This is a genomic window from Pseudomonas sp. NPDC087814 (assembly GCF_044742865.1).
Taxonomy (GTDB): Bacteria; Pseudomonadota; Gammaproteobacteria; order Pseudomonadales; family Pseudomonadaceae; genus Aquipseudomonas.
In genome coordinates, this window is sequence record NZ_JBIUVK010000012.1 from 76,741 (window position 1) to 98,556 (window position 21,816).

Here is a 21,816-nt window from a genome sequence, read left to right on the forward strand (position 1 = left end):
GCGGTTCCGGCGGGTGTTCATCTGTATTGCGTTAATCCCCGGGATGAGGATTACTGTAGGACGCATCCGGCATTGAGATAACACAGCATGTTCGAACTCGCCCCCATCCTGACGTATGTCGCCGTGGTCATCGGCCTTTTCCTGATTCCCGGCCCAGCCGTGCTGCTGGTGATCACCCGCACCCTCCAGGGTGGGCGCAAGGTCGGGATTGCCACCGGGCTGGGGGTGGCCTCGGGCGACCTGATCCATACGCTGTGCGCGGCGCTCGGCCTGTCGGCCATCCTGATGACCTCGGCCGTGGCGTTTAACGTGGTCAAAATCGTCGGTGCCTGCTACCTGATCTACCTGGGCATACGTGCGTTTATGGCCAAGCCTGGCGCCACCACGCGCAAAGACCTGCCCACCGTGACCTCGACCCAGGCGTATTTCCAGGCGGTGGGTGCCGAAGTGCTGAACCCGAAAACCGCGATTTTCTTCCTGGCCTTCCTGCCGCAGTTTATTCACCCGGAATCGGGTTCTTCCCTGGCGCAGTTCGCGGTGTTGGGGTTGATCTTCTCGGGGCTCAGTGCGGTGTACACCACGCTGATTTCGCTGGCGATTCGTCCGTTGAGCCAATGGATGGTGGGCCTTTCAAGGCTGCGCCGTTGGGAGGGAAAGATCATTGGGACGTTGTTCATGGGATTGGGGCTGAAGATTGCTTTCCAGCAGCGTTAATCGGTTGCAAACCGCTGCCTTTTAACCCGGTACATCTCACCATCCGCGTGGCTGAGCAGGCTGTCGGCATCTGCCCCATCCGCCGGGTAAAACGCTACGCCGATACTGCAGGACGGCATCTTGACCGCGCCAAACTCAGCGCTCAGGGGCTGGGTCATCACCGCAACTATCTGCTGCACTTTGGCCGACACGGCTTCCGGTGACTGAATATCCGTCAGCAGCACGGTGAATTCATCCCCGCCCATCCGGGCCACCAGGTCGCTCTCACGCACACACCCTTCCAACCGTCGTGCAATCACGCAAAGCACGCGGTCGCCCACGGCATGCCCGTACACATCATTGATGGCCTTGAAGTCATTCACGTCCAGAAACAGCAAGGCCAGAGGACTTTTGTGGTGGTGAGCGGCTTGCAGGGCCTCGTCCAACCGGTCATTGAACAGCGAGCGATTGGTGAGAGCCGTCAACGGGTCGTGATGGGCGAGGAAACGCAGCTCTTCCTCCGCCTGCGTCAGGGCGGTTACGTCCCGCGCAACACCGATCCGCGCCCCCACTTCCTCGGACCAGAAGGCCGCCCACAGAATGTGCACCACACTGCCATCCTTGCGGATATAGCGGTTGCGGAAGTCGACGTGGGGTTTGCCATTCATGACCCGCACAATCGACGCCCGGGTGCGGGCCAGGTCTTCAGGGTGCATGTAGTGGGTGATCAGGGTGCCGGTCAGCTCCTCGGCGCGGTACCCCAGCAGCGCTTCGCAGGCATCACTCACAAACACGATCTGGTTTTCACTGTCGACCACGAACACCGTATCCAGCATCAAGTGGATCAGTTTGGGATAGAGGGCTTGCAGGTCAACGGGCATAGGTCTGGGGAGCGTCTGGTTCGGATTGGGCGATCATAGCCCGATCCCGAAGGATGGCGAAAAGGAATCATAGCGGCCCGCAGAATGACCCCCGGCAATGTTGCTGCGCCAACTGCGTCGCCACCAGCAGGCTGCGCCACCCTTCAAGGTCGTAGGAGAGCGCCCGCCAGAGCAGCCACGGCCAATAGTCGCAGAGGTGGAACACGCACCAGATCATTCGACACTCGGTTTTTATAATGAACGAATGATTGCTATGCTGAACACCCAGCAACAAAGCGTCAACCCATTTATGGATGATTTGAAGAACAAATGACCGACATAACGAACAATCTCAATCCAAGCCGAATCGACCTGCTGGCCCTGTCGATCAAGCGCGAACGCCAGGCTGCGGGGCTTTCATTGACTGAACTGGCAAAACGCGCAGGCGTGGCGAAGTCGACCTTGTCCCAACTGGAGTCCGGCATCGGCAACCCCAGCATCGAGACCCTGTGGTCGTTGGCCACGGCGATGGGCTTGCAGGTGACCCGGTTCTTCGAACAACCCCAGCAACACCTGCGGGTAATTCGCGCCAACGAGGGCCTGACCACCTATACCGAAACCGGCCACTACGCGGCCACACTGCTTGCGGATTGCCCGGCGGGCGTGCGTCGCGATATCTACCGGCTAAAGGTACAGCCGGGCGAAGCGCGCCTGTCTCAGCCCCACCCTGCCGGCACCGTCGAGCACGTGCTGCTGTGCAGCGGCAGCGCGAATATCGGCCCGGCCGGTGCGCCTGTGCTGCTGCACGCCGGCGACTACATCAGCTACCTGGCGAATGCGCCCCATGTGTTCGAAGCACTTGAGGCGGATACCACGGCGGTGATGGTGATCGAACATCCCTAAGCCGCGGGGATGTGCCCTCAGGCATGGATAGGCAGGGCCAACCCGAACAGCACAAAAAACCCGCCGCAGACTTTATTGAATCGGCGCCCGGTTCGCGCCAGCCAGGGCCGTACCCGGTGCGCGGCGCTGGCCACCAGGTACTCGACGATGAACTCCACCACGGCGTAGGTCAGGGCGATGGTGAGTGTCTGCGCGATGATGCTCCGGTGCGGGTCCAGGAACGGTGGAATAAACGCGGTGAACAGCAGCAAGGCCTTGGGGTTCGAGATCGCCGATACCAGCCCTTGGCGGAACAGCGGCCAGCTCCGCGAGCTGGTAGTTCCGGTCGCCTCAAGGCTGACCGGTGCCGCCCGCCACAGCCCGAAGCCCAGCCAGATCAGGTACAGCCCACCCGCCACCTTCAAGGCCGTGAATAGGCTGGCCGACGCCTGGATCAGCGCACCCAACCCCAACGCACACAGCGCCAGCACAATCGCAAAACCGAGCACGCCACCGCTGATGGTGAACAGCGTTTTGCGGCTGCCGTGAAGCGCACCGTGGGTCAGCGCCAATAACGCATTGGGCCCTGGCACCACCGAGATGCCGAAGCAGGTAACCAGGTAAAGCAACCAGGTATCAAAGGGCATGGATCCGATCCAGAAGGTGTTGGTTCAAGGCAGAATATTGCGGGTGAACAAGCGTCCATGAAAAGCGCATAATTCAGGCCTTAGCCATTCGATTAACGAATAGAGGTCAGCGCGATGCCCGCCAGCGATTTGCAACTCGATTGGCTCAAATGCTTTGTGGCCGTGGTGGATGCCGGCTCGTTGTCTGGCGCCGCCCACGAGGTCAACCGCTCGCAGTCCGCCGTCAGCATGCAGATGAAGAAACTCGAAGCCGCCCTTGGGCGACAGCTCTTGAGTCGCGGCCCGAGGCACCTGCAACTGACTGCCGATGGCCAGACGCTGCTGAGCTACGCCCGGCGCATGCTCGCCCTGCACGCTGAAACCCAGGCGGCGTTTCACGGTGAAGAGCTGACCGGGCGCATCCGCCTTGGCGTTGCCGAAGACTACGCGGCCCGGTACCTCACGCCGCTGCTCAAGCGCTATTCGCCGCGCTACGCCGGTGTGGAAATCGAACTGACCTGTGAACAGTCGACCACGCTGATCCCGCAGTTGCGCAGCGGCGATCTTGACCTAGCGCTGGTGTCTCGGGACTCGCCCCAAAGCGGCACCTTCCTGTTCAAGGAGCCCATGGTATGGGTAGGTTCACCGCAGTTCGAACTGTGGCGGCGCGACCCGATCCCCATCGCCGTCTACGAAAGCGCAAGCCTCGCCCGGCGGTATGCGGTGAACGCACTCACCCAGCAAGGCCGCGAATTCAAGGTGGTGTACAACAGCTCCAGCCTTGCCGGCCAGGTGGCCGCCGTCGAGGGCGGGCTCGCGATTGCCGCGATCACCCAATGCACCGTGCAGGATTCGCTTCAGGTACTCGGTGACGAGCACGGTTTGGGCAGCATTGAGCCCATGGAGGTTTCGATTCTGCGTAGCCGGGCGTCCCGCGGGTCCAAAGCGGTCAATAGCCTGCATGCGTTCATCATCCGGACGCTGAGGGCTCAGCCTTAGTGGGCAGAGCGTTTCGGCACAATCATCGAGCGCTTCGGCGCAGTGCCGTGCCTACGCGCTGTTTAGGATCAAGGCTCAAACCATGCCTGGACATCACCGCAATGAAACTCAAAGCACTTGCCCCCGCGATCACCCTGATCATGGCCGCCAGCGGACACGCCGCCAGCTTCTCACTCAGCAGCCCGGACATTGCCGACCAACGCCCGCTGACGCACCTGCAGGAATTCAACGGCTTCGGCTGCAGCGGCGGCAACACCTCCCCTGCCCTGTCCTGGGCCAACGCCCCGGCGGGTACCAAAAGCTTCGCCATCACCGTCTACGATCCCGACGCACCGACCGGCAGCGGCTGGTGGCACTGGACGGTGGTGAACCTGCCCGTCACCGTCTCCAGCCTGCCGAGCAATGTCGGCACCCACCTGCCGGCCGGGGCAGTGCAAGGCCGCACGGACTACGGCCAACCCGGCTTCGGCGGCGCCTGCCCGCCCGTGGGTGATAAACCGCATCGCTATCAATTCACCGTGTGGGCGTTGAAAGTCGACACCCTGCCGATCGACAATCAATCCAGCGGCGCCCTGGTCGGCTACATGCTCAATGCCAACAGCTTGGCCAAGGCCACAATCACGGCCCCTTACGGACGCTAGTCACGATGGATGTTCACGAAGGTCTGCGGCACCGGGAAAGCATCATCGAAAGCTGCGTGATCAGGGCCCGGCAACATCACACCCTGCAACGCGTGCCGGTCTTCATGAGCGCCCTTTGCCGCGTGCGCCAGGGGCAAAAACTGATGCAGTGGGATGAGCGCGAAATGCGCGCCGGCCCACAGCACCTGATTCTACTGCCGGCAGGCCGCGAGCTTGGGGTGACCAATTTTCCCGGTGCCCAGGGTGACTACATCGCTGATGTGGTGTCGTTTCCGGTGCCGGTGTTGCGTAACTTCGTTGCCCGGTATGGCGCGCAGTTCAAGGGCAGCATGCATGCCGACCTGTGCGTACGCCTGGACAAACAGACCCGACAAGCCTGGGACCAACTGCTGACCGCACTGAGCACCGGCGCCCCGGCGGCCCTGTGCACCCACTATGGCGAGGCCGTGTTGCTCTGCCTGTGCCTGGCCGGCCAGGCGGGACCGTTGCTGATGGATCGCAACGACCCCTTGAGTGAACGCGTGCAGCGGTTGATCGGCAGCAACCTGTCCAGGGACTGGACCGTTGCCACGGTCGCGCAGCAGCTGAATCTGGGGGAATCGACGTTGCGTCGGCAGCTGGCCAATGAGGATGCGAGCTTCAGGGCCATCCTGGAAAATGTTCGGCTGGGGGCGGCGTTGCAACAGCTGCAAACCTCCAGGGATTCCATCGGGGAGATTTCCAGTGCGTGCGGGTATGCGTCGGCGTCGCGGTTTGCGGTGAGGTTCAAGTCACATTATGGGCTTTCACCGCGGTCGTTGCGGGCGGCGATGTGAGGTACACACTACCTGAGTAGCCCATAACCTGTGGCGAGGGAGCTTGCTCCCGCTGGACTGCGCAGCAGGCCCATTTTTTTGGGGCCGCTGCGCGCCCCAGCGGGAGCAAGCTCCCTCGCCACAGGTACTTCGCGGTTATTGAAGCGCTTTGGCAACCGCATCAAAGGCAAACATATCGTCGATCACCTTGCCACCCGTGGGTTTGGTCTGCGCCTGCCACACCACAATCACCACATTCCTGGTCGGATTGATGTAGAGGTACTGACCAAACGTACCGGCCGCCGTAAAGGCTTTATCCGCTTTGGAGGCGTCGGTCCAACCTGGCCACCACATGGACGCAAAGTCACCATACGCCGCATCTGAACCCGTAGTCGCGCTGGCAAAACTCAACCAGCCTTCAGGCAACACTGGCTGCCCACCGGCCTTGCCACCGCTAAGCACGAACTGCCCAAAACGCCCGTAATCCTCAAGCGTCGCGCTGATACCGCTGCCGCCCACTTCATTGCCATTGAGGCCGTCGAGCCACCACTTGGCATCGGTTTGCATGCCGTAAGGCGCCCAGATCTTCTCGCTCAGGTATTGCGTCAGTGGCTTGCCCACCGCAGCGCTCACCAGTTGCCCCAACACTTGAGTTTCACCGGTGCTGTAGTTGGTGCGCGTACCAGGCGGCGCCGCCGTTTGCAGGCTGGCCATGAATTTCAGGAGCGACCCCGGTACTTGCTCGCTGCGCAGTTTGATCAAGTGGCGCTCGTCCGAGGTAGGGTCCGTGTATTGCTCGTTCCACTTGATCCCGGAGCGCATGGACAGGATCTGGCGCACGGTGACCTGGTCATAACCGCTACCGGCCAACGCGGGTAAATAACGGGTGACCTTGTCATCCAGGCTCTTGATGGCGCCGTCCTGCAGCGCCGCGCCCACCAGCGTCGAGGTGATGGACTTGGCCACCGACATCGACATCCACCGGGTGTCGGCGGTGTTGCCTTTTTCATAACGCTCATCGACTATCTTGCCGTCCTTGAGCACCAACAGCCCGGTTACCCGGTTGATCGCCACGTAGTCATCGAGGCTGTAATGCTTGCCTTTGTAGTCAAAGGCAACCGGCCCAAGTGGCTGGCTGCTACGGGGTAACGGGAACGGATGGCCGCCCGCCTTGATCGTGCGCGTCGGGAACAACCGGTCGGTATTACGGAAGGTAGTGACGGCCAAGTCCTCGCTGAGCCTGCCGTCATAGATGGCCTGCACGTCGCCGATCGGTTCCTGTGCATGGGGATAAGGCTTCGCGGGATCCGGGGTGGCCGCGCAGGCGGTTAACGACAGCGCAAGTGTCGACGCACACACCAACACATGAAGCGCGCTGCGTTCAACCGGGGATGAAGCGCGATGAAGCACGGGCATAAACACCTCTTTATTATTGTTTGATCGGCCTTGAAACGCTTCGGCACGTAAGCAAAACCGACATGCCGAGGCTCAGGATGCAGCGGGGGATTTTTTCTGGCGCGCGGGATCGGGCCGGATTACGCGCGGAGTCGGGCCATGGGCAATCGAGAGGGTCTACACGGAAGAGAACGCTCTACGCAGGCAGTCTTATCAACGAGACTGATGATTACTATCGAACCGGTCGCCTATTGGCTTACCAAAACCGATTCCTATAATCGCCTCCACTTTCTCCCTCCCGTCTGCCCGCAGGCGAAATCTCCTCCCGGAACCCAACACCATGCCAAGCGCAAGCCGGGCCCCTAGCGGCCTCCCCGAACATAATCAACAAACAGTCCTGCAGCAGTGGCTGGCGATTCTTTCCGTTGCCGTGGGCGCCTTCGCCCTGGTCACCAGCGAGTTCCTGCCGGTGGGCGTACTCAACGACGTCGCCGCCGACCTCGGCATCAGCGCCGGCCACGCCGGGCTGATGGTCACCCTGCCCGGCATCATGGCCGCCCTCGCCGCCCCGTTGCTGTCGGTGGGCATTGGCGCCATGGACCGTCGCTACCTGCTGATCGGCCTGACCCTGATCATGATCATCGCCAACATGGTGGTGGCCTACGCCAGCGACTTCAGCCTGCTGCTGTTCGGCCGCGTCCTGCTGGGCATCAGCATCGGCGGCTTCTGGGCCACCGCCATCGCCCTCAGCGGCCGCCTGGCGCCCAAGGGCGTCGGCGTAGCGAAGGCCACCTCGATCATCATGATGGGCGTGACCCTGGCCACCGTGCTCGGCGTACCCGTCGGCACCTGGCTGAGCGGCCTGATGGGCTGGCGCATGACCTTCCTCGTCACCGCACTGGTGGGCATCCCGGTACTGCTGGCACAGATGTTCCTGCTGCCCCGCCTCGAACCGGAAAAAGCCATTCGCATCGCCGACCTGCCGGCCCTGTTCATCAACCCACAAGCCCGGGTTGGCTTGATCGCCGTGCTGCTGATCGGCCTGGCGCACTTTGCCGCGTACACCTACGTCGCGCCGTTCTTCAAAAACAGCTCCGGCTTCGACGGCCCGACCATTGGCTCCCTGCTGCTGCTCTACGGCGTGGCCGGCGTAATGGGCAACGTCTTCGCCGGCTTCGCCGCCAACCGCAGCGTGCGCCACACCTTGCTGCTGGTCGCGCTGATGATCGGCACCAGCACCGCCCTGTTCCCCTACTTCGCCACCGGCATGAGCGGCGCAGTAATGCTGATCGCCCTGTGGGGCTTTGCTTTCGGTGCCTTCCCGGCCTGCGCGAGCATCTGGATGTTCGTGGTTGCGCCCAAGGATGTGGAACGGGGCATGCCGCTGTTCGTCGCGTTGTTCCAGGTGATCATTGCCGTGGGCTCGTTCTTTGGTGGGCAGATCGTCGACAAGATGGGGACGTCGGTGCTGTTGAGTTTGGCGACCGCGTTGGTGGGCGCCGGGTTTGTGACGGTGCTGGTGTTGGGGCGCAAGGTGAGTAATAGCTTGGCGGCCCAGCCTGCTTGAGAAAGGAAAACGGGACTGATGGATTTCAGTCCCGTGGCTTGAGGCTGTGAGCACGGCGCCTTGCTCCATTGCCTACAGTTGCGTCAGAATCCGCCGGCTTGTGCACCTGGGTTGGGGTCTCTAAGGTTGCTCGGTCGCTGAAACCTCAGTGATCGGGTTTAGTAGCCCGAGGTTTAACTCTAAGAGCATGAGCTTCCTCCATCAGACGTACCCGTCTGTGCTTGATGGTGGCTGTGTGCAGGGCGCCCTCGGGCGCGCCGGCTTCCTTGGAGTTCCCCGGTCTACTAACCTGCGCACAGCTGCCACCCCTTTGTTTAGTAGCCAAGGGGTGATGGCCCAGAATAGGTAATTCCAAGTATGTTCAAGGTAACGCCGAATCCTCCGGGAACTCCCGATTTGAAACTCAACCAAGCCGCGCACCGTGCCTTGGATCACTATCTCAATCCCTCCTCCACCAAAACCACCCCGCCGTCGGGTGCGCTGTTCAGTGTGGCTGCTGACGCCAGCAGTGAAAGTCTGATTACCAATAGCTATGAAACCTTCGCCTCGGTCAGCGCGTTGCTGCTTGATCTGTCGGATGAGCTGAGCGGGAAAGACCGTGATGTGGCGTTGGCGATTCACCAGCTCAGTGAGTTGGGGGTGTTGTTGATGGGGAAGTTGATGGATCGGGAGGTCCCGTGTAGCTCAAATCAGACGTAGTCCAATAGGACTTACCGTTCAGTGCACGCAATCGATTAGCCGCTGGGGCGTTGTAGGCATCTACAGCGACTCAGCGACGGCACACGTGCCAAGGCACTGCTTTTCTCCGGCTATGCTGAATGTCGGCTTTCAGCAATAGCAGACGTTTAGGTTGCGGATGAACTCATTGAAGCTGTAATCCTGCTCTGTCGCGAATGAGCGTAAGCTCTGCGCCAGGCGTGGTTGAGCCAATTATGAGCTGCATCCGCTCGCAAAATTAAAAAAAACTGCATACCATACCGAAATTTTATACGCACCGCCTTATGCAATCTGTGATGGAGCGTAAGCGGCGAATTTGATGGCCTGGGTTCACGTAAATGCCATAAATAATGGCGTGAATGTAGTTAAGGAAAAATACGTGGATATATTCTCTTGAATCTAAGCAAATCGATAAAAATTGTAGATTTGTTTTGCGGAATGGGGGGGTTGACCATCGGAGCCCTCCAAGCAGCGAAAGAGCTCGCATTGGACTTTGAAATAAGCTTTGCCTGCGATATAGATAAAACAACTTCAGATTTTTTTAGCAAAAACTTTGATAAATATTTAAAAGAATATTATCAAGGTGATATTTCAAAAATTATCAGTGACGATTTTTTGAGTGCCTCAACTACATTTGAACGAAAAATAGCAAAGAACTTAAAGGATATTGATTTTCTTTTTGCAGGCCCGCCATGTCAAGGGCACTCCAACTTGAATAATCATAGTCGGAGAGAGGATCCTAGAAACGCTCTTTATCTGAACACAATAAAAGTTATACAGCTTTGCGCTCCTAAATATTTCATTATTGAGAATGTTCCTTCAGTCGTGCATTCCAAAGAAAGCGTAATTGAACGGTCAAAAAAACTTCTTCTTGGTTATGGTTACGAGGTCGAAGAGGTAGTTGTTGAATTTAAAATGCTTGGCATACCGCAAAGCAGGAAGCGCCACGTTATGCTCGGAAGTTTAAACAACGACCTTCAGTCAGTCATTAAGGGTATATATACTAACGAAAAGTCTATGCTTTGTGACGTTCTGAAAGATCTGATTGGAATTGAAAGTAAAGAAATATTTGATACTTCCTCAAAGATGAGCGAAACCAATCTCAAACGCGCAGATTTCTTGTATTCTACCGACTCCTATGATCTCCCCAACGAGTTACGCCCCCCATGTCATCAAGGTCAGCACTCGTATAAATCAATGTATGGAAGATTAAAGTGGAATGATGTAGCGCAAACAATTACAGGCGGTTTTGGCTCAATGGGGCAAGGCCGGTTTTTGCATCCATTAGAGAGGCGAGTAATTACGCCTCACGAAGCAGCAAGAATTCAAGGCTTGCCGGACTGGCTTGACTATACACGCGTATCAAAAAGATCAGAACTTCAGAAAATGATAGGTAATGCTGTTCCACCAGCACTATCGAAAAGATTCGTGCTGAGCACACAAGGACGATGACATTGACAAACATAATTGAAATGGAAAAAGATGATCTGGCGCTTGTAGATGAGCAAATCTCTAGCTTTCAGTCCACAATTGCTTATGACACAAAGGAGTATGTTGTAGAAGTAATTGTAAAGAGATTCAATGATAAAAAATTATTTGTTCCGCCTTATCAGAGGAATTTTGTATGGCAAGGGCAACGAAAAACAAAATTCATTGAGTCCGTACTTATGGGACTACCTATTCCATTTATGTTTGGGGTACAGTGCGAAGATGGAACAGTTGAAATTCTTGATGGCGCCCAAAGAATACAAACTCTAAAGCAATTTATCGACAATGAACACCAACTAAAAAATCTAGATCGATTAGATCTGCTAGAGGGATTCTACTTCAAGGATTTACCAACTTCTCAACAGAATAAATTCTTGGATCGTACTATGAGAATGGTAGTGCTTCCCTCCTCGGTAAGTCTCGGTGTTCGACTTGATATGTTTGAGAGGATTAATACGGGAAGCCAAGAACTAAAGGCCTCTGAAATTAGGCGCGGGGCTTATTCGGGTAAATTTTCTAAGTTTATTGAGCGATGCGCAAGTGATGAGCAGTTTATAAAGCTTTGCCCTATATCGGAAAGTTCAAAGTCTCGCCGTGAGCACGAGGAACTGGTCTTGCGGTACTTTGCCTATAGCGATAGGTATGCCGAATTTAAGCATAGCGTTAAAGGTTTTCTGAACGAATACCTTATAGAGATGAATGACGCTAACTATATTGAGGAGGAGCTTTGGCAGAGTTTTAAAAGAATGTTGGATTTTGTTGAGGGTTCCTTTGAGGGAGGGTTTGCTAAATCTGCAACTGCGACGTCCACACCGCGAGTTCGTTTTGAGGCACTAGCTATTGGGTCAAACCTAGCCCTGATTGAAAAGCCAGAGCTCACACCAATCGATGGGGGTTTACTAACTTCAAGTAAAGAGTTCTCAGTTCTCACTACATCTCATGGAAGCAACTCCGGTCCAAGATTGAGAGCAAGGATCAACTATGTAAAGGAGTACATTCTAAATGGTGATCAAGTATGAATCACTTTCTTGAGGAGTATCAAAAAAGAAAGCTAGAGATAAGGTCATATCTAGGATTGGCGGCATTTATCAGTGGAGATAATGTCACGCTAATTAATGATGATGGGCGCTCTCATCAGATCAGTTTGCTGGAAGCTACTACTTTAAAAGCGACGTTCTATCTTGTGCTTTATAATCTCGTCGAAGCTACCGTGCGTGAAGGCGTGCGAAGCATTTATCATAAAATTAGTGACGAGGGGCTATCCTTTCTTGAACTCAATGAAAAACTCCAAGAGATCTGGTGGCAATCACATCACGAATCAATAACTGCCACGCCCCGAGATTCTTTGATTAGTAAGGTTTATGAGGTTTACTGCCTTTGCAGAACCGAGAGCAGTCCTGCATTTCAAGATTTCATTGCAGGAGTATCTGGAAATCTTGATGCAGAGGGCGTTCGGTCTGTGTGCCGGAAATACGGAATAGAAACAATCGCAGACGGACGGGATTTAAAGACAGTAAAAGATAATAGGAACTGGCTGGCTCATGGGAATAAATCCTTCTCAGAGGTGGGTAAGGACTCAACCCCTTCAGAACTAAAAAACGCCATGGAAAAGGTTTTTGTTTTTTTAGACTCATATGTATCAAACGTAACAGATTATCTTGCGAATTCCAAATACTCTATTGCAGTTTAGGTGCGGTTTTAGGGGCCAAACCCTTAAGGTAAATTCTTCTTGGATTCAGCTCGCTGGACTAATACAGCGTGCTCTATGCTTGGGCTGGATGTATCGATTGACAATTCATAATGCTATTTTGCGACGGTGATAGAAATGAACTCAGCGTATGCTTTCGATCTCAAGCTTGTATGCGGTGGTTACGGTTATTTCTCAACTTTCACGCTTGGTAGCGCGCCTGGCTTGGGTGGTTTAGAAGCTCGGATGTCAAGAGTTGTCGACTCTGGATTGTTCGCCGCAGAATTGCAAGAGCTTGGTTTGACATATTTTGAGGTTCACGATGAAGAAAGCTTTTATGACTGGACTTGCATACAGGGATGGGTTTTAGCCGAGAGAGATTTTGTCCGGAAACATATGAGTAAGTGGATCAAAAAACGCGACTGCCTCATTTCCCCTTCGGCTCGTTCACGGACGTAGCACTGGAATCGCCATCCGTACGAAAAAGAACATTTCGTGGCAAGTTCAAAGAAAAAATCGTGGAGCGCGATGGTAATAAGTGTTTGCTGTGCAAATGTAGCGCAGAGTTAACCCGGCAGCACGTTATGCCCTATTCCCGAGGCGGCGAAACTAGTCCTAGGAACTTGGTAACTCTATGCGAGACTTGTAATCAGCATATGGGTGCAGAAACTAACAGAGAACTCTACGATTTAGCAGACTTGCGTCACTCCTATGCCCCTTCTCTCGCAAAAGTTTCTGATTGGAGTGATCGAGCCATTCTTCGTGCCGCGAGGTTTTCACGTAATATCATGCATACTCGTTGTGAACTATATTAATTTTCTCACACTATGACATCTAATGATTTGAGTGTTTTTTTCTAAAAGTTCGTTTTTTCGGTCACGCTATTGTATCGACCGGTTAAATCCGATAGGTGACCCACGAATCTTTTTATTCGCTGAATGTGCGTGGAATTACATACAATATCGAAAAATGGCGACGAGGAAAACCTCATCAGGTGGTTCACAGCTTTAGGCCGGTATCGGTCACTCTCGGCCGTCTATCTTCAAACACTTCGGTAATCGCGTGCGTCTGGATTAAGCCGCTCCGTGAGGCGGCGTCGGCTTTAATAAGTTGTGAGATTGGTTACACCAACTTATTACCCGACTGCATAGCACCACCCTTGGCGATGTAATTAAAACTGCTTTTGGATGCAAAGACACGCTGGTAGCTGTTTGCGATAATCTTGCTATTTAACATTGCCACTAGATGTTTATTTGTCGTTTTTACGCCATCTGCTCCGCGAAACTCCCCAATCAAAGCAAGACTCTTGGATACCGGAAAATAGACCATTGTATCTGGCGAGCCAAATCCAGGTGACATAAAAGGGAATGATGCCGGATTATGAAAGGTCAAGCTAACAGGATTATCAGCGGTAATAAACTCTCCCGCATCGTCGCCAGCCTCTAATACAATCCAATTTCTTTGATGAAGTAACTCTGTGATTCTCTGCATTCCAACCAGCTCCACATGTATCTGATGCTCTCTGGATACGGATATTTTAAAAGCACCTTGCTCATATAGAGCTTTCATCTCTTCAAAGGTCTTACCTCCTGAAACATCCTCACCTGTATCTTTTTTGATTTGAGCAACCTGAAAGTCCCAACGCTCTTTTGACTCAAAAGTCATTGCCATTATGTGATTTGCAATCTGGGCTTGTGGTTTAGCCAAATGCTCTCGCATCTCTGGGGACTTGATTGCTAACATACCAATCAATTCTAAAATTATACCCTTCGTCTCACCAGAAAAATCAGAAGTTTCTTCAAGCTTTTTGAGTGCCGTTGCTGCTTTACTCTCAAAGTTGGATTGTGTTTTTTCAATAATTTCTGGATCTATGCCATTAATTTCCACACGATTAAAATCGCGAGTGCCGCCAATATTTCTTGGCGTTGATTCAAATTTCTTATTGCTCTTTAAGTCCAAAACTAGGAGCTTTGATTTTTTAGCGCTACCTTGCGTGAAACCCTTTAAGTAACACTGGGATAGATAATGGTGATGTCTTGAGGTACTCAATTTTTCGCTCCTGAGTATAAATAATACAAAAAAATACCATAGATTTATTCGACAACCCTAAAAATGTCGTTGTTCGTATGAGAATTACTGTGAGGGAAAGATGGGCGTGGACAATTGCAACGTCGGATTAGGCAAAATAAATTTTCAAATTGCCTGATATGGGATGCTAAAAGCATATGGCTGAATGATCGTTTATGGCCGTCAGCTGTCCGCTGCGAGGTGCATCTAGTGGTCGAAAGCAGCCTCTAGTGGCTGGCTGCTATTGGCCGACAGTTGCCCCTCCTGACACACCGCCGGCCAGCCAGTGAGCCCCTTCAACCCTATCGGTTAACAAAACCCAAACACCCCGCACTTCAACCAAAGGCGGGGCGTTCTCTCCAGCATCACTTCACATCAATCACATCGCCGTATGAAAAATCTGCTCAATCTCATCCTGATTGGCAGGGCGCGGATTGGTAAAACCGCAGGCATCTTTCATGGCATTGGCTGCCAGGGTCGGAATATCGTCAGCCTTCACACCCAGCTCAACGAGCCCGCTCGGAATCCCCACATCCGCAGACAGTTTACGGATGGCCGTGATAGCCGCCGCAGCACCCTTCTCCGCATCGAGCTGCTGAGTCTCAACCCCCATCGCATGGGCGATATCCTTAAACCGGGCCGGGCACACGCTGGCGTTGAAGCTCGACACATGGGGCAGCAGGATCGCGTTGCACACGCCGTGAGGCAGGTCGTAGAAACCGCCCAGCTGGTGCGCCATGGCGTGCACGTAACCCAGCGAAGCATTGTTGAAGGCCATGCCGGCAAGGAATTGCGCGTAGGCCATGTTTTCCCGGGCGGTCATGTTGTCACCCTGGGCAACGGCGGTGCGCAGGTTGGCCGAGATCAGTTCGATGGCCTTGAGTGCGCAGGCATCGGTGATCGGCGTGGCTGCGGTCGACACGTAGGCTTCGACCGCGTGGGTCAGTGCGTCCATGCCGGTGGCGGCGGTCAGGCCTTTGGGCATGGCGGCCATCAGCGAAGGGTCGTTGACGGATAACAGAGGGGTGACGTTGCGGTCGACGATGGCCATTTTCACGTGGCGGACTTCGTCGGTGATGATACAGAAACGGGTCATTTCACTCGCGGTGCCGGCGGTGGTGTTGATGGCGATCAGTGGCATTTGTGGTTTGGCGGATTGGTCCACGCCTTCGTAGTCGCTGATGTGCCCGCCGTTGGCGGCGCACAGGGCAATGCCCTTAGCGCAGTCATGGGGGGAACCGCCGCCCAGGGAAATAATGAAATCACAGTCGCTGCGGGCCAGCAGTTCCAGGCCCTTCTCCACGTTGCTGACGGTCGGATTCGGTTTGGCGCCGTCAAACAGGGTGGAGTCGATGTCTTGCTGGGCCAACAGGCCAGCGACCTTGGCCGCCACGCCGGCTTTGGCCAGGCCGGCATCGGTGACGATCAAGGCTTTGCGGAACCCGTACTTGCGGATTGCGAGCATCGCCTCGTCGAGGCTGCCAATGCCCATCATGTTCACGGAAGGAATGAAGAAGGTGCTACTCATGATAAATCCTCTTTTTATTATGGAGACACGGGAGTCAGTGAGGTTTTCTACTCATCTCGCAGGTGATGCGGCGCCTCTTGTTGTCATCGTTGACGATCACAAAGCTGAGCCTAAACCTATGGCGTCAGACCGAAATGGTCCTTTAGCGGGCATTGACACCTCCTTTAGTACTGGAAGCAGGGCTTCACCATTCCATGGGGGGCGGCAGCAAAATCTGACTTGCGCAGACCCAGCCCCGCACGGATGGTTATGATGGTTCGCTGATCAACAGCCCTCACCCACTCTCCTGTGCAGGAACTGCAAAATGAGCATTGCTTGGATCAACTTCACGCCTTGGGCTTCATTAGGCGCAGGCGCCTTGATCGGGCTGTCCGTCAGCGTGTTTGTTCTCGGGTATCTGCCCTGGGCCTGCGGTCGCCCTTCTGTTTACCGGGCACTGGCAAATTCTCATCTTCGTAGTGGCGATGCTGGCGGGTATGTACGTGTTTTCCAGCCTGGAAGGCCGGCGCACGTCTTGATGGGGTTTGACCCCGATTTTTACTGAGCACCACTCACGGACGGCTTCATGGAACGACTCCAACCTCGTGGCATTGATGCGGACGGTTATATCCTCGCCGTGTCCAACGTCGAGACGCAGCCACAGTTTCAGGCTTTGCTGACGGACGTTTGCATGACGCTCGCGCGGCCGGAACCTTTGCTGGACGGGATTTATCTTTATGGCAGTGTCGCTAGAGGCGACGCCGTGCCGGGGGTTTCTGACCTTGACCTAACCCTTATTCTGCACAGCCCTCCTACCTCGCAGGATCTGGAAATGCTGGAGTCGAAAAGGCGCACGCTGGAAAGTCGGCATGCCGAAGTCACCAAGATCGATTTCGATATCGGTAGTCGTGCTGAAGTATTGGCACCTGACAATCGATTGAGCTGGGGGTATTGGCTCAAGCATCACTGTCGTCGCTTATGGGGCAATGATCTGACCCAACGCTTCGACCGGTTCAAGCCGTCGCGCGATATCGCCATTGCCGTGAATGGTGACTTTGAATCCGTACTGACCCGGTATGCCGACCTTATCGACCAGGCGACCACTCCGACGCAATCGCTGCGCTTGCAGCGAGAAGCTTCGCGCAAACTCATCCGGTCAACTCAAGTGCTTCGCTCTGAACAGGACCTGATGTGGCCGCAAACACTGGAAGAGCTTGTCGAGCAGTTTGTTCAGCATTACCCGAGTATGAGAATGCAGATCTCTTTTTTCTTGTCCCAGGCAAGGAACCCGGATGCCAAGCCAAAGAAATTTACGACTCAGCTCCATGATTTTTTGACCTGGATGGCTACACAAACCGGTTGAATCCATAACGCGCCTATGAAATCAGGGGCGATTCATGTACCTACAGACGGGTTATCACGCATGCCATTACCGCGAAATTCGATATCCATAACCTGTTGGCTGCTCCGTGGTGTTACTGAATTGAGTGAGTCACCCTAAGCGATCCAGGATCACCATCGAAAGATACGCCTCCAAGCGACAACAGGCCTTGGATCAACTCCCCATAAATGGCCGATACTCCTCTTCTTATTGATGAGTATCAGCCTCCTCTGCGGGATAAAACTCGCCCTCCTTCCCCATTTTTTTCAGCCGTTCGCGCACAATTACCTCAACGCTGGCTAAGGCGGTTTGATCGTCAGGGTTGACCAACTGCAAGCATAGGCGTTGGACATTCTGATCGTGGGTGCCCTCGCTCATCATCTCGTGGGTGAAGACCTGTTCGCCACGCCATAGGCATAGCTGGGTATGCGTCCCGCCAAGCCATATTTCGTTGATTGATCCAAGGTCGGTGGTCGCTAGTTGATCGACGGTGATTGTCTTATCCATTGCGCTGTACCTTACCCATGAGTAGATACAGGTAGACTTGCCTGCATAGCGGGTCGTTCCACGCGTTGGCAGTTCAACCGGGCTAATGGTGGTTAAGCACGTCCCGGTTAGAACCAGGACAATTGACGATTGAAGGCGGACAGTACGAGCCGAGAAGGGCAATCACATGACTGATCCTGCTGTTCCACATGCAAATGGCCGCGCCTGGATCAACTTTGATCTCCCCTCCTCGGGCCGATACTGCCAGCTCACAGATGGCGTGCAGCCTACGGAACGACCGGCTGCTATCGGCCAGAAGCAGCCACTTGGCTGGATCCTTTCGTTTGATTAACGGGTGGGGTTTATCCCGTCCCGGACGAATGAAGCGAACGCTTGAACCGTAGGCTCGGCTCTAGGAGTACACGGTACCGGGCGACATCTTTGTGCCGCTCAGTGCTCGATAGCAAACACCATTTCCATATACTAAGCATTTATCGTGGACTTGGGCTTTGAGCATTAACGCTCGCAATCTTTGGACAATCCGAACGGCTCGACGTCTGAATAACAGCGGTTTGATTGGCCGCTTATCTTGCCTTGGATGTTGAATTTCACCGAGATACTCCTGCCAACTTTTTGGTTGCTGACAGAGTTGTGTTTCGAGATCTTTCAAAATTGCCAATACGTCAGCTAAATCGTCATTTCTCAAGCGGAACATTACATTCATTGATTCAATGCCTATCCCTGCATCTCTTTGTGCATATCGTTCAAAAGCAGGTGCTATAAGGGAAAAATACCCAAGCGTATGAAAGCATTCAGATCTGAAAACAATTCGGTCTTCTGCGTCCAGGGACCACAAATGCTCTGTTTTTTCCGAGGTATATAAGCCGATTATATGATGCATGGTGCCTGTACCCGACTACTGACATACCTATGGATGAAGGCAGACTCCCACTCCTGTGAGGACTCAGCGTAGCAGGTTCGTGCTATCCATTGGCCACTTCTTCTGGCCGTTTTCTGACGGCTTTCACCGGCAGCTATGGGTCTATAGCAGTTGATCATGACTTACCGCTTTTGGCCGATTGCAGCCCCTCGTAACAAGCAGCTTCTGGCTTATCCCCCCTAAAGCCCCACCCAACACCGCCGATAACCTCCTACCACCAACCACCCCCCGCTCCCCCACACCCGATTCGCTCCCCGCATGCCCGTATGGCACGTCGCATGCTTGCCTCACCCCGGCCCGTCCACATGGAGTACGAGTGAATGCCTGCCCAAGCCCGTTTCATCGAGCACTACCGCAAAGCCGACCGCATCATGCTCGCCCTGATCTGGCTGATGACCCTCTTCTCCCTCGGCCTGGCGTTCTGGCACGACACGCTGCTTCAAGCGCTCTTCATAGGCGGCGGCACCAGCGTGGTGCTGACCCTGGCCTATCGCGTCATCGGCGGCACCCGCCTGATGCGTTGCGCCCTTGGCGTTGGGCTGATGGTGATGGCGGCGTTGCACATCAACCAGGCCCAGGGTGTCATCGAATCGCACTTCGGTATCTTCGCGCTGCTGGCGGTGCTGACGTTCTACCGCGACTGGCTGCCTATCCTGGTGGCCGCCGTCACCATCGCGGTGCACCACGTGGCGTTTCATGCGTTGCAGCATCAGGGTTTCCCGGTGTTTGTGATGGAGCATCACGGCGGCTGGAGCATGATTTTCGTCCACGCGTTCTACGTGGTGATGGAGACGGTCGCCCTGCTCTACCTCGCGGTGCACAGCCAGACCGAAGCGGTAGAAAGCCAGGAAATGCTCGAAAAAATGCTCGCCGTCACCACGCAGTTCAGCGGTGAGGCCGTCAAGGGCAGTCCGGAAAAAGTGCATGTCTCCCTTGCCACCCGTTTCGATCACTTTCTGACCCAGATCACCGGCCTGATCGACGGCGTCGCCCGCGACTCCCACGGCCTCGGCCAACTCGGTCAGGAGCTGGCTCACGCCAGCGGCACCCTGGAAAAAGGCGCGCGCCACCAACTGGCGGAAATCGCCCAGATGACCGGTTCCATGCAGCGCATGGAAGATGCCATGGGCCATATCGCCGTGCACGTTGAGCATGCCGTCGAGCACGCGGGGCAAGCCAGCCAGCAGATCATCCGTAGCCAGGAAAGCGTCGGCCGCGCCCAGCTGGAAATCACTCAACTCGCCACCCGCCTCCACGACACTAACGAGACGGTCGAAGGGCTGGCCGTGCAGGCCGAACAAATAGGCTCGGTGCTGGAGGTGATCAACAGCATCGCCAACCAGACCAACCTGCTGGCCCTCAACGCCGCCATCGAAGCCGCCCGCGCGGGTGAGCAAGGGCGCGGGTTTGCCGTGGTCGCCGATGAGGTCCGCAGCCTGGCGCAGCGCACGGCGGTGTCGACCCAGGAGATCAAGACGATTATTGAAGGGCTGCAACACGGCAGCCGGCAAGCGGTAGAGGCCATGCACGACAGTCGCCAGGGCGTGGAGCGCTGCGTGGAGGACAGCCAATTGGCGGTGGAGATGCTGCGGGCGGTGGGCAATGATATTTCGCAGATCGATCAGTTGAATGGGCGGATTGTGTCGACCACCCGTGAGCAATCCACGGCGAATGTGGAGATTGTCGGGCGGCTGCAGTCGGTGCAGAGCATTGCGCAGAATACGGCGCAGGATGTGGAGACGCTGGCCAGGAGCAGTGAGCGGTTACCGCCGATTGCGGTGCGGCTGGATGCGCTGGGGCGCCGGTTTCATCAGTGAGTGGGAGCATCGGCCGGTGCTTGATTCAAGCCCTGCTTCTGACGCGGATTGTTAGTCCAGGCGTGAGCGTCGCTACGGGCAGATCGGGTTTCAATCAAATGAATCGGGCCCTTTCTGCTCCTTTATTTGGACGTGGCGTGTTCATTTTGAGCGTGGGCCGGATAACGCATAGCGGCTTGCCTCTTCCATCAAGTCATCGCACATCGGATTGGCTTTGAGCATGTACGCAGCCGGGTCGATTATCGACAAGCCAAGCGATGTCTCTTCTGTGGCAGATGCCCAAACTTCTCCCATTGGCCTGACAATCTATTTCACTGCCCTCGCAGGTGCGTAGGGGTTGATTTACCGCTACCTTCCCTGGAAATCTTGCAAAGAGACGATGCACATGGATGTTGAATGGGCGCATGCCATCGAAGCCGCAGAAAGCGAGTACTTGTGTTCCCGCGTTGAGAGCTTGTCGCGGGTTAGTGGAAATCCTTTTGGTGCTCGTGTGTTTTTCAATGGGGCCTTTCCGTGCTTTCAGGTGAAGGCAACACCTAGCCCGATGTTCAATCGTATCTACGGTGACAGCACCGGCAACCCCCTTTCACTGCTGAGCTTGCTCAAGGAGTCAGCGGAGTATTCAACAGTAACGCCCCTTATCGGGAAAGCCTCGACGTTGGAGCAATTCGCTTTTGTGGGTGAGGAGCGATTCGAGCGTTTGAGGGGGTGGACGCATCTGCAGCTTGCGTGCCCCATCGAGGATGCGGTGTTGACCCCCCAATTATTCAACATCGAAGAGGCCACTTCAGACTCTCTCCCGGAGTTCGCGGCAGTTCATGCGAGTGGCTTTCATACCAAGCCAGAGCATCGTCAGTTGAGCCAGGCTTGTTTTGCAGGACTGATGTCGAATGAACGCCTGAAAATCTACGTCCTTAAAGCTGATGGGCAAGTCGTTGCAGGCGCGTTGATGTACCTGGCCAGCAATGGCGTTGCCTACCTGGGCACGGCTGCCACTCGAAAAAATGCACGAGGCTTGGGCTATCATGGAGCGCTGATATCTCACCGGATAGAGCAAGCAAAGAAGCACGGCAGCCTGGTGATTGCTGCAACTGCGCTTCCAAGTTCACAGAGTCGCCGTAATTTGCAGCGCATTGGGCTGGCGGCGTCTCATGCTCAGGCGCTGTACCGCTTGGCAGATGGTTGAAACAGATTCGTAATCTACCTTCCGCTTGTGCGAACGGTAGATGTAAAAAGCTGCTGCGCCTATGGCGAAAATGGTAAGTCAGC

Annotated in this window: 21 protein-coding genes and 1 pseudogene; 16 read left to right on the forward strand and 6 right to left on the reverse strand. The window is 55.1% G+C overall.

The genetic code is table 11. The features are described from left to right. Nucleotides 1-87: 87 nt before the first annotated feature. Nucleotides 88-714, forward strand: coding sequence for a LysE family translocator (locus ACIOMR_RS12330; RefSeq protein ID WP_102368773.1), 627 nt, complete (start codon nt 88-90; stop codon nt 712-714). Here the strand turns inward: ACIOMR_RS12330 and ACIOMR_RS12335 are convergent. After that, nucleotides 711-1,574 carry a sensor domain-containing diguanylate cyclase gene (locus tag ACIOMR_RS12335; protein WP_087694680.1) on the reverse strand — a complete coding sequence of 288 codons (864 nt, stop codon included), beginning with the start codon at nt 1,572-1,574 and terminating at the stop codon, nt 711-713. The genes ACIOMR_RS12330 and ACIOMR_RS12335 overlap by 4 nt on opposite strands. Before the next feature lie 97 nt (nt 1,575-1,671). Here ACIOMR_RS12335 and ACIOMR_RS12340 point away from each other — a divergent pair, with 97 nt between their 5' ends. Together ACIOMR_RS12340 and ACIOMR_RS12345 are read left to right on the forward strand one after the other, a co-directional pair. Next, nucleotides 1,672-1,887, forward strand: coding sequence for a hypothetical protein (locus ACIOMR_RS12340; protein ID WP_177122453.1), 216 nt, complete (start codon nt 1,672-1,674; stop codon nt 1,885-1,887). Next, a complete protein-coding gene (locus ACIOMR_RS12345) occupies nt 1,884-2,456 on the forward strand; it encodes a helix-turn-helix domain-containing protein (protein WP_008434733.1) in 573 nt (190 codons plus the stop codon). The genes ACIOMR_RS12340 and ACIOMR_RS12345 overlap by 4 nt, the downstream gene beginning before the upstream one ends. Before the next feature lie 17 nt (nt 2,457-2,473). Here ACIOMR_RS12345 and ACIOMR_RS12350 read toward each other — a convergent pair whose 3' ends face one another. Further along, nucleotides 2,474-3,082, reverse strand: coding sequence for a LysE family translocator (locus ACIOMR_RS12350; RefSeq protein ID WP_087694681.1), 609 nt, complete (start codon nt 3,080-3,082; stop codon nt 2,474-2,476). Between the two features lie 114 nt (nt 3,083-3,196). Between ACIOMR_RS12350 and ACIOMR_RS12355 the strand changes: the two genes are divergently transcribed. The 3 genes from ACIOMR_RS12355 to ACIOMR_RS12365 all read left to right on the forward strand — a co-directional run bounded on the left by ACIOMR_RS12355 (nt 3,197) and on the right by ACIOMR_RS12365 (nt 5,516). After that, a complete protein-coding gene (locus tag ACIOMR_RS12355) occupies nt 3,197-4,060 on the forward strand; it encodes a LysR family transcriptional regulator (protein WP_177019879.1) in 864 nt (287 codons plus the stop codon). A 101-nt stretch (nt 4,061-4,161) separates the two neighbouring features. After that, nucleotides 4,162-4,701, forward strand: a complete 540-nt coding sequence (locus ACIOMR_RS12360) for a kinase inhibitor (RefSeq protein ID WP_401194336.1) — start codon at nt 4,162-4,164, stop codon at nt 4,699-4,701. Nucleotides 4,702-4,706: 5 nt separating this feature from the next. Then, nucleotides 4,707-5,516, forward strand: coding sequence for a helix-turn-helix transcriptional regulator (locus ACIOMR_RS12365; protein WP_401194339.1), 810 nt, complete (start codon nt 4,707-4,709; stop codon nt 5,514-5,516). 135 nt (nt 5,517-5,651) lie between these two features. On the opposite strand, the gene ACIOMR_RS12370 is transcribed toward ACIOMR_RS12365, so the two are convergent. Beyond that, the gene (locus tag ACIOMR_RS12370) at nt 5,652-6,911 is read right to left on the reverse strand and encodes a serine hydrolase domain-containing protein (RefSeq protein WP_401194342.1); all 1,260 of its coding nucleotides are present in this window, start codon (nt 6,909-6,911) and stop codon (nt 5,652-5,654) included. A gap of 319 nt (nt 6,912-7,230) precedes the next feature. On the opposite strand from ACIOMR_RS12370, the gene ACIOMR_RS12375 reads away from it, so the two are divergent. The 6 genes from ACIOMR_RS12375 to ACIOMR_RS12400 all read left to right on the forward strand — a co-directional run bounded on the left by ACIOMR_RS12375 (nt 7,231) and on the right by ACIOMR_RS12400 (nt 13,164). Further along, the gene (locus ACIOMR_RS12375; protein ID WP_003209751.1) at nt 7,231-8,457 is read left to right on the forward strand and encodes an MFS transporter; all 1,227 of its coding nucleotides are present in this window, start codon (nt 7,231-7,233) and stop codon (nt 8,455-8,457) included. A 357-nt stretch (nt 8,458-8,814) separates the two neighbouring features. Next, the gene (locus ACIOMR_RS12380; RefSeq protein WP_401194345.1) at nt 8,815-9,156 is read left to right on the forward strand and encodes a DUF6124 family protein; all 342 of its coding nucleotides are present in this window, start codon (nt 8,815-8,817) and stop codon (nt 9,154-9,156) included. Nucleotides 9,157-9,567: 411 nt separating this feature from the next. Continuing rightward, nucleotides 9,568-10,626, forward strand: a complete 1,059-nt coding sequence (locus ACIOMR_RS12385; RefSeq protein ID WP_401194348.1) for a DNA cytosine methyltransferase — start codon at nt 9,568-9,570, stop codon at nt 10,624-10,626. Between the two features lie 2 nt (nt 10,627-10,628). Then, nucleotides 10,629-11,681 carry a DUF262 domain-containing protein gene (locus tag ACIOMR_RS12390; RefSeq protein WP_401194351.1) on the forward strand — a complete coding sequence of 351 codons (1,053 nt, stop codon included), beginning with the start codon at nt 10,629-10,631 and terminating at the stop codon, nt 11,679-11,681. Further along, on the forward strand, nt 11,678-12,352 hold the full coding sequence (locus tag ACIOMR_RS12395) for an MAE_28990/MAE_18760 family HEPN-like nuclease (protein WP_401194354.1): 675 nt from the start codon (nt 11,678-11,680) through the stop codon (nt 12,350-12,352). Before ACIOMR_RS12390 ends, ACIOMR_RS12395 begins: the two co-directional genes overlap by 4 nt. A gap of 515 nt (nt 12,353-12,867) precedes the next feature. Then, nucleotides 12,868-13,164 carry an HNH endonuclease gene (locus ACIOMR_RS12400; protein ID WP_401194411.1) on the forward strand — a complete coding sequence of 99 codons (297 nt, stop codon included), beginning with the start codon at nt 12,868-12,870 and terminating at the stop codon, nt 13,162-13,164. A 307-nt stretch (nt 13,165-13,471) separates the two neighbouring features. Here the strand turns inward: ACIOMR_RS12400 and ACIOMR_RS12405 are convergent, their stop codons facing one another. Together ACIOMR_RS12405 and yiaY are read right to left on the reverse strand one after the other, a co-directional pair. Beyond that, nucleotides 13,472-14,398, reverse strand: a complete 927-nt coding sequence (locus ACIOMR_RS12405; RefSeq protein ID WP_401194357.1) for a DUF4238 domain-containing protein — start codon at nt 14,396-14,398, stop codon at nt 13,472-13,474. A 397-nt stretch (nt 14,399-14,795) separates the two neighbouring features. After that, on the reverse strand, nt 14,796-15,944 hold the full coding sequence (gene yiaY / locus ACIOMR_RS12410; RefSeq protein WP_102368759.1) for an L-threonine dehydrogenase: 1,149 nt from the start codon (nt 15,942-15,944) through the stop codon (nt 14,796-14,798). A 389-nt stretch (nt 15,945-16,333) separates the two neighbouring features. Here yiaY and ACIOMR_RS12415 point away from each other — a divergent pair. Together ACIOMR_RS12415 and ACIOMR_RS12420 are read left to right on the forward strand one after the other, a co-directional pair. Continuing rightward, a pseudogene (locus ACIOMR_RS12415) lies at nt 16,334-16,462 on the forward strand (DUF6691 family protein); the annotation flags it as partial. Nucleotides 16,463-16,509: 47 nt separating this feature from the next. Beyond that, a complete protein-coding gene (locus ACIOMR_RS12420) occupies nt 16,510-17,286 on the forward strand; it encodes a nucleotidyltransferase domain-containing protein (protein ID WP_401194360.1) in 777 nt (258 codons plus the stop codon). A 225-nt stretch (nt 17,287-17,511) separates the two neighbouring features. On the opposite strand, the gene ACIOMR_RS12425 is transcribed toward ACIOMR_RS12420, so the two are convergent. After that, on the reverse strand, nt 17,512-17,811 hold the full coding sequence (locus ACIOMR_RS12425) for a hypothetical protein (RefSeq protein ID WP_401194363.1): 300 nt from the start codon (nt 17,809-17,811) through the stop codon (nt 17,512-17,514). A 1,239-nt stretch (nt 17,812-19,050) separates the two neighbouring features. Between ACIOMR_RS12425 and ACIOMR_RS12430 the strand changes: the two genes are divergently transcribed. Both ACIOMR_RS12430 and ACIOMR_RS12435 read left to right on the forward strand, forming a co-directional pair. After that, a complete protein-coding gene (locus ACIOMR_RS12430) occupies nt 19,051-20,547 on the forward strand; it encodes a methyl-accepting chemotaxis protein (protein WP_401194366.1) in 1,497 nt (498 codons plus the stop codon). Nucleotides 20,548-20,932: 385 nt separating this feature from the next. Beyond that, the gene (locus ACIOMR_RS12435; protein ID WP_177036103.1) at nt 20,933-21,733 is read left to right on the forward strand and encodes a GNAT family N-acetyltransferase; all 801 of its coding nucleotides are present in this window, start codon (nt 20,933-20,935) and stop codon (nt 21,731-21,733) included. Nucleotides 21,734-21,816: the final 83 nt, after the last annotated feature.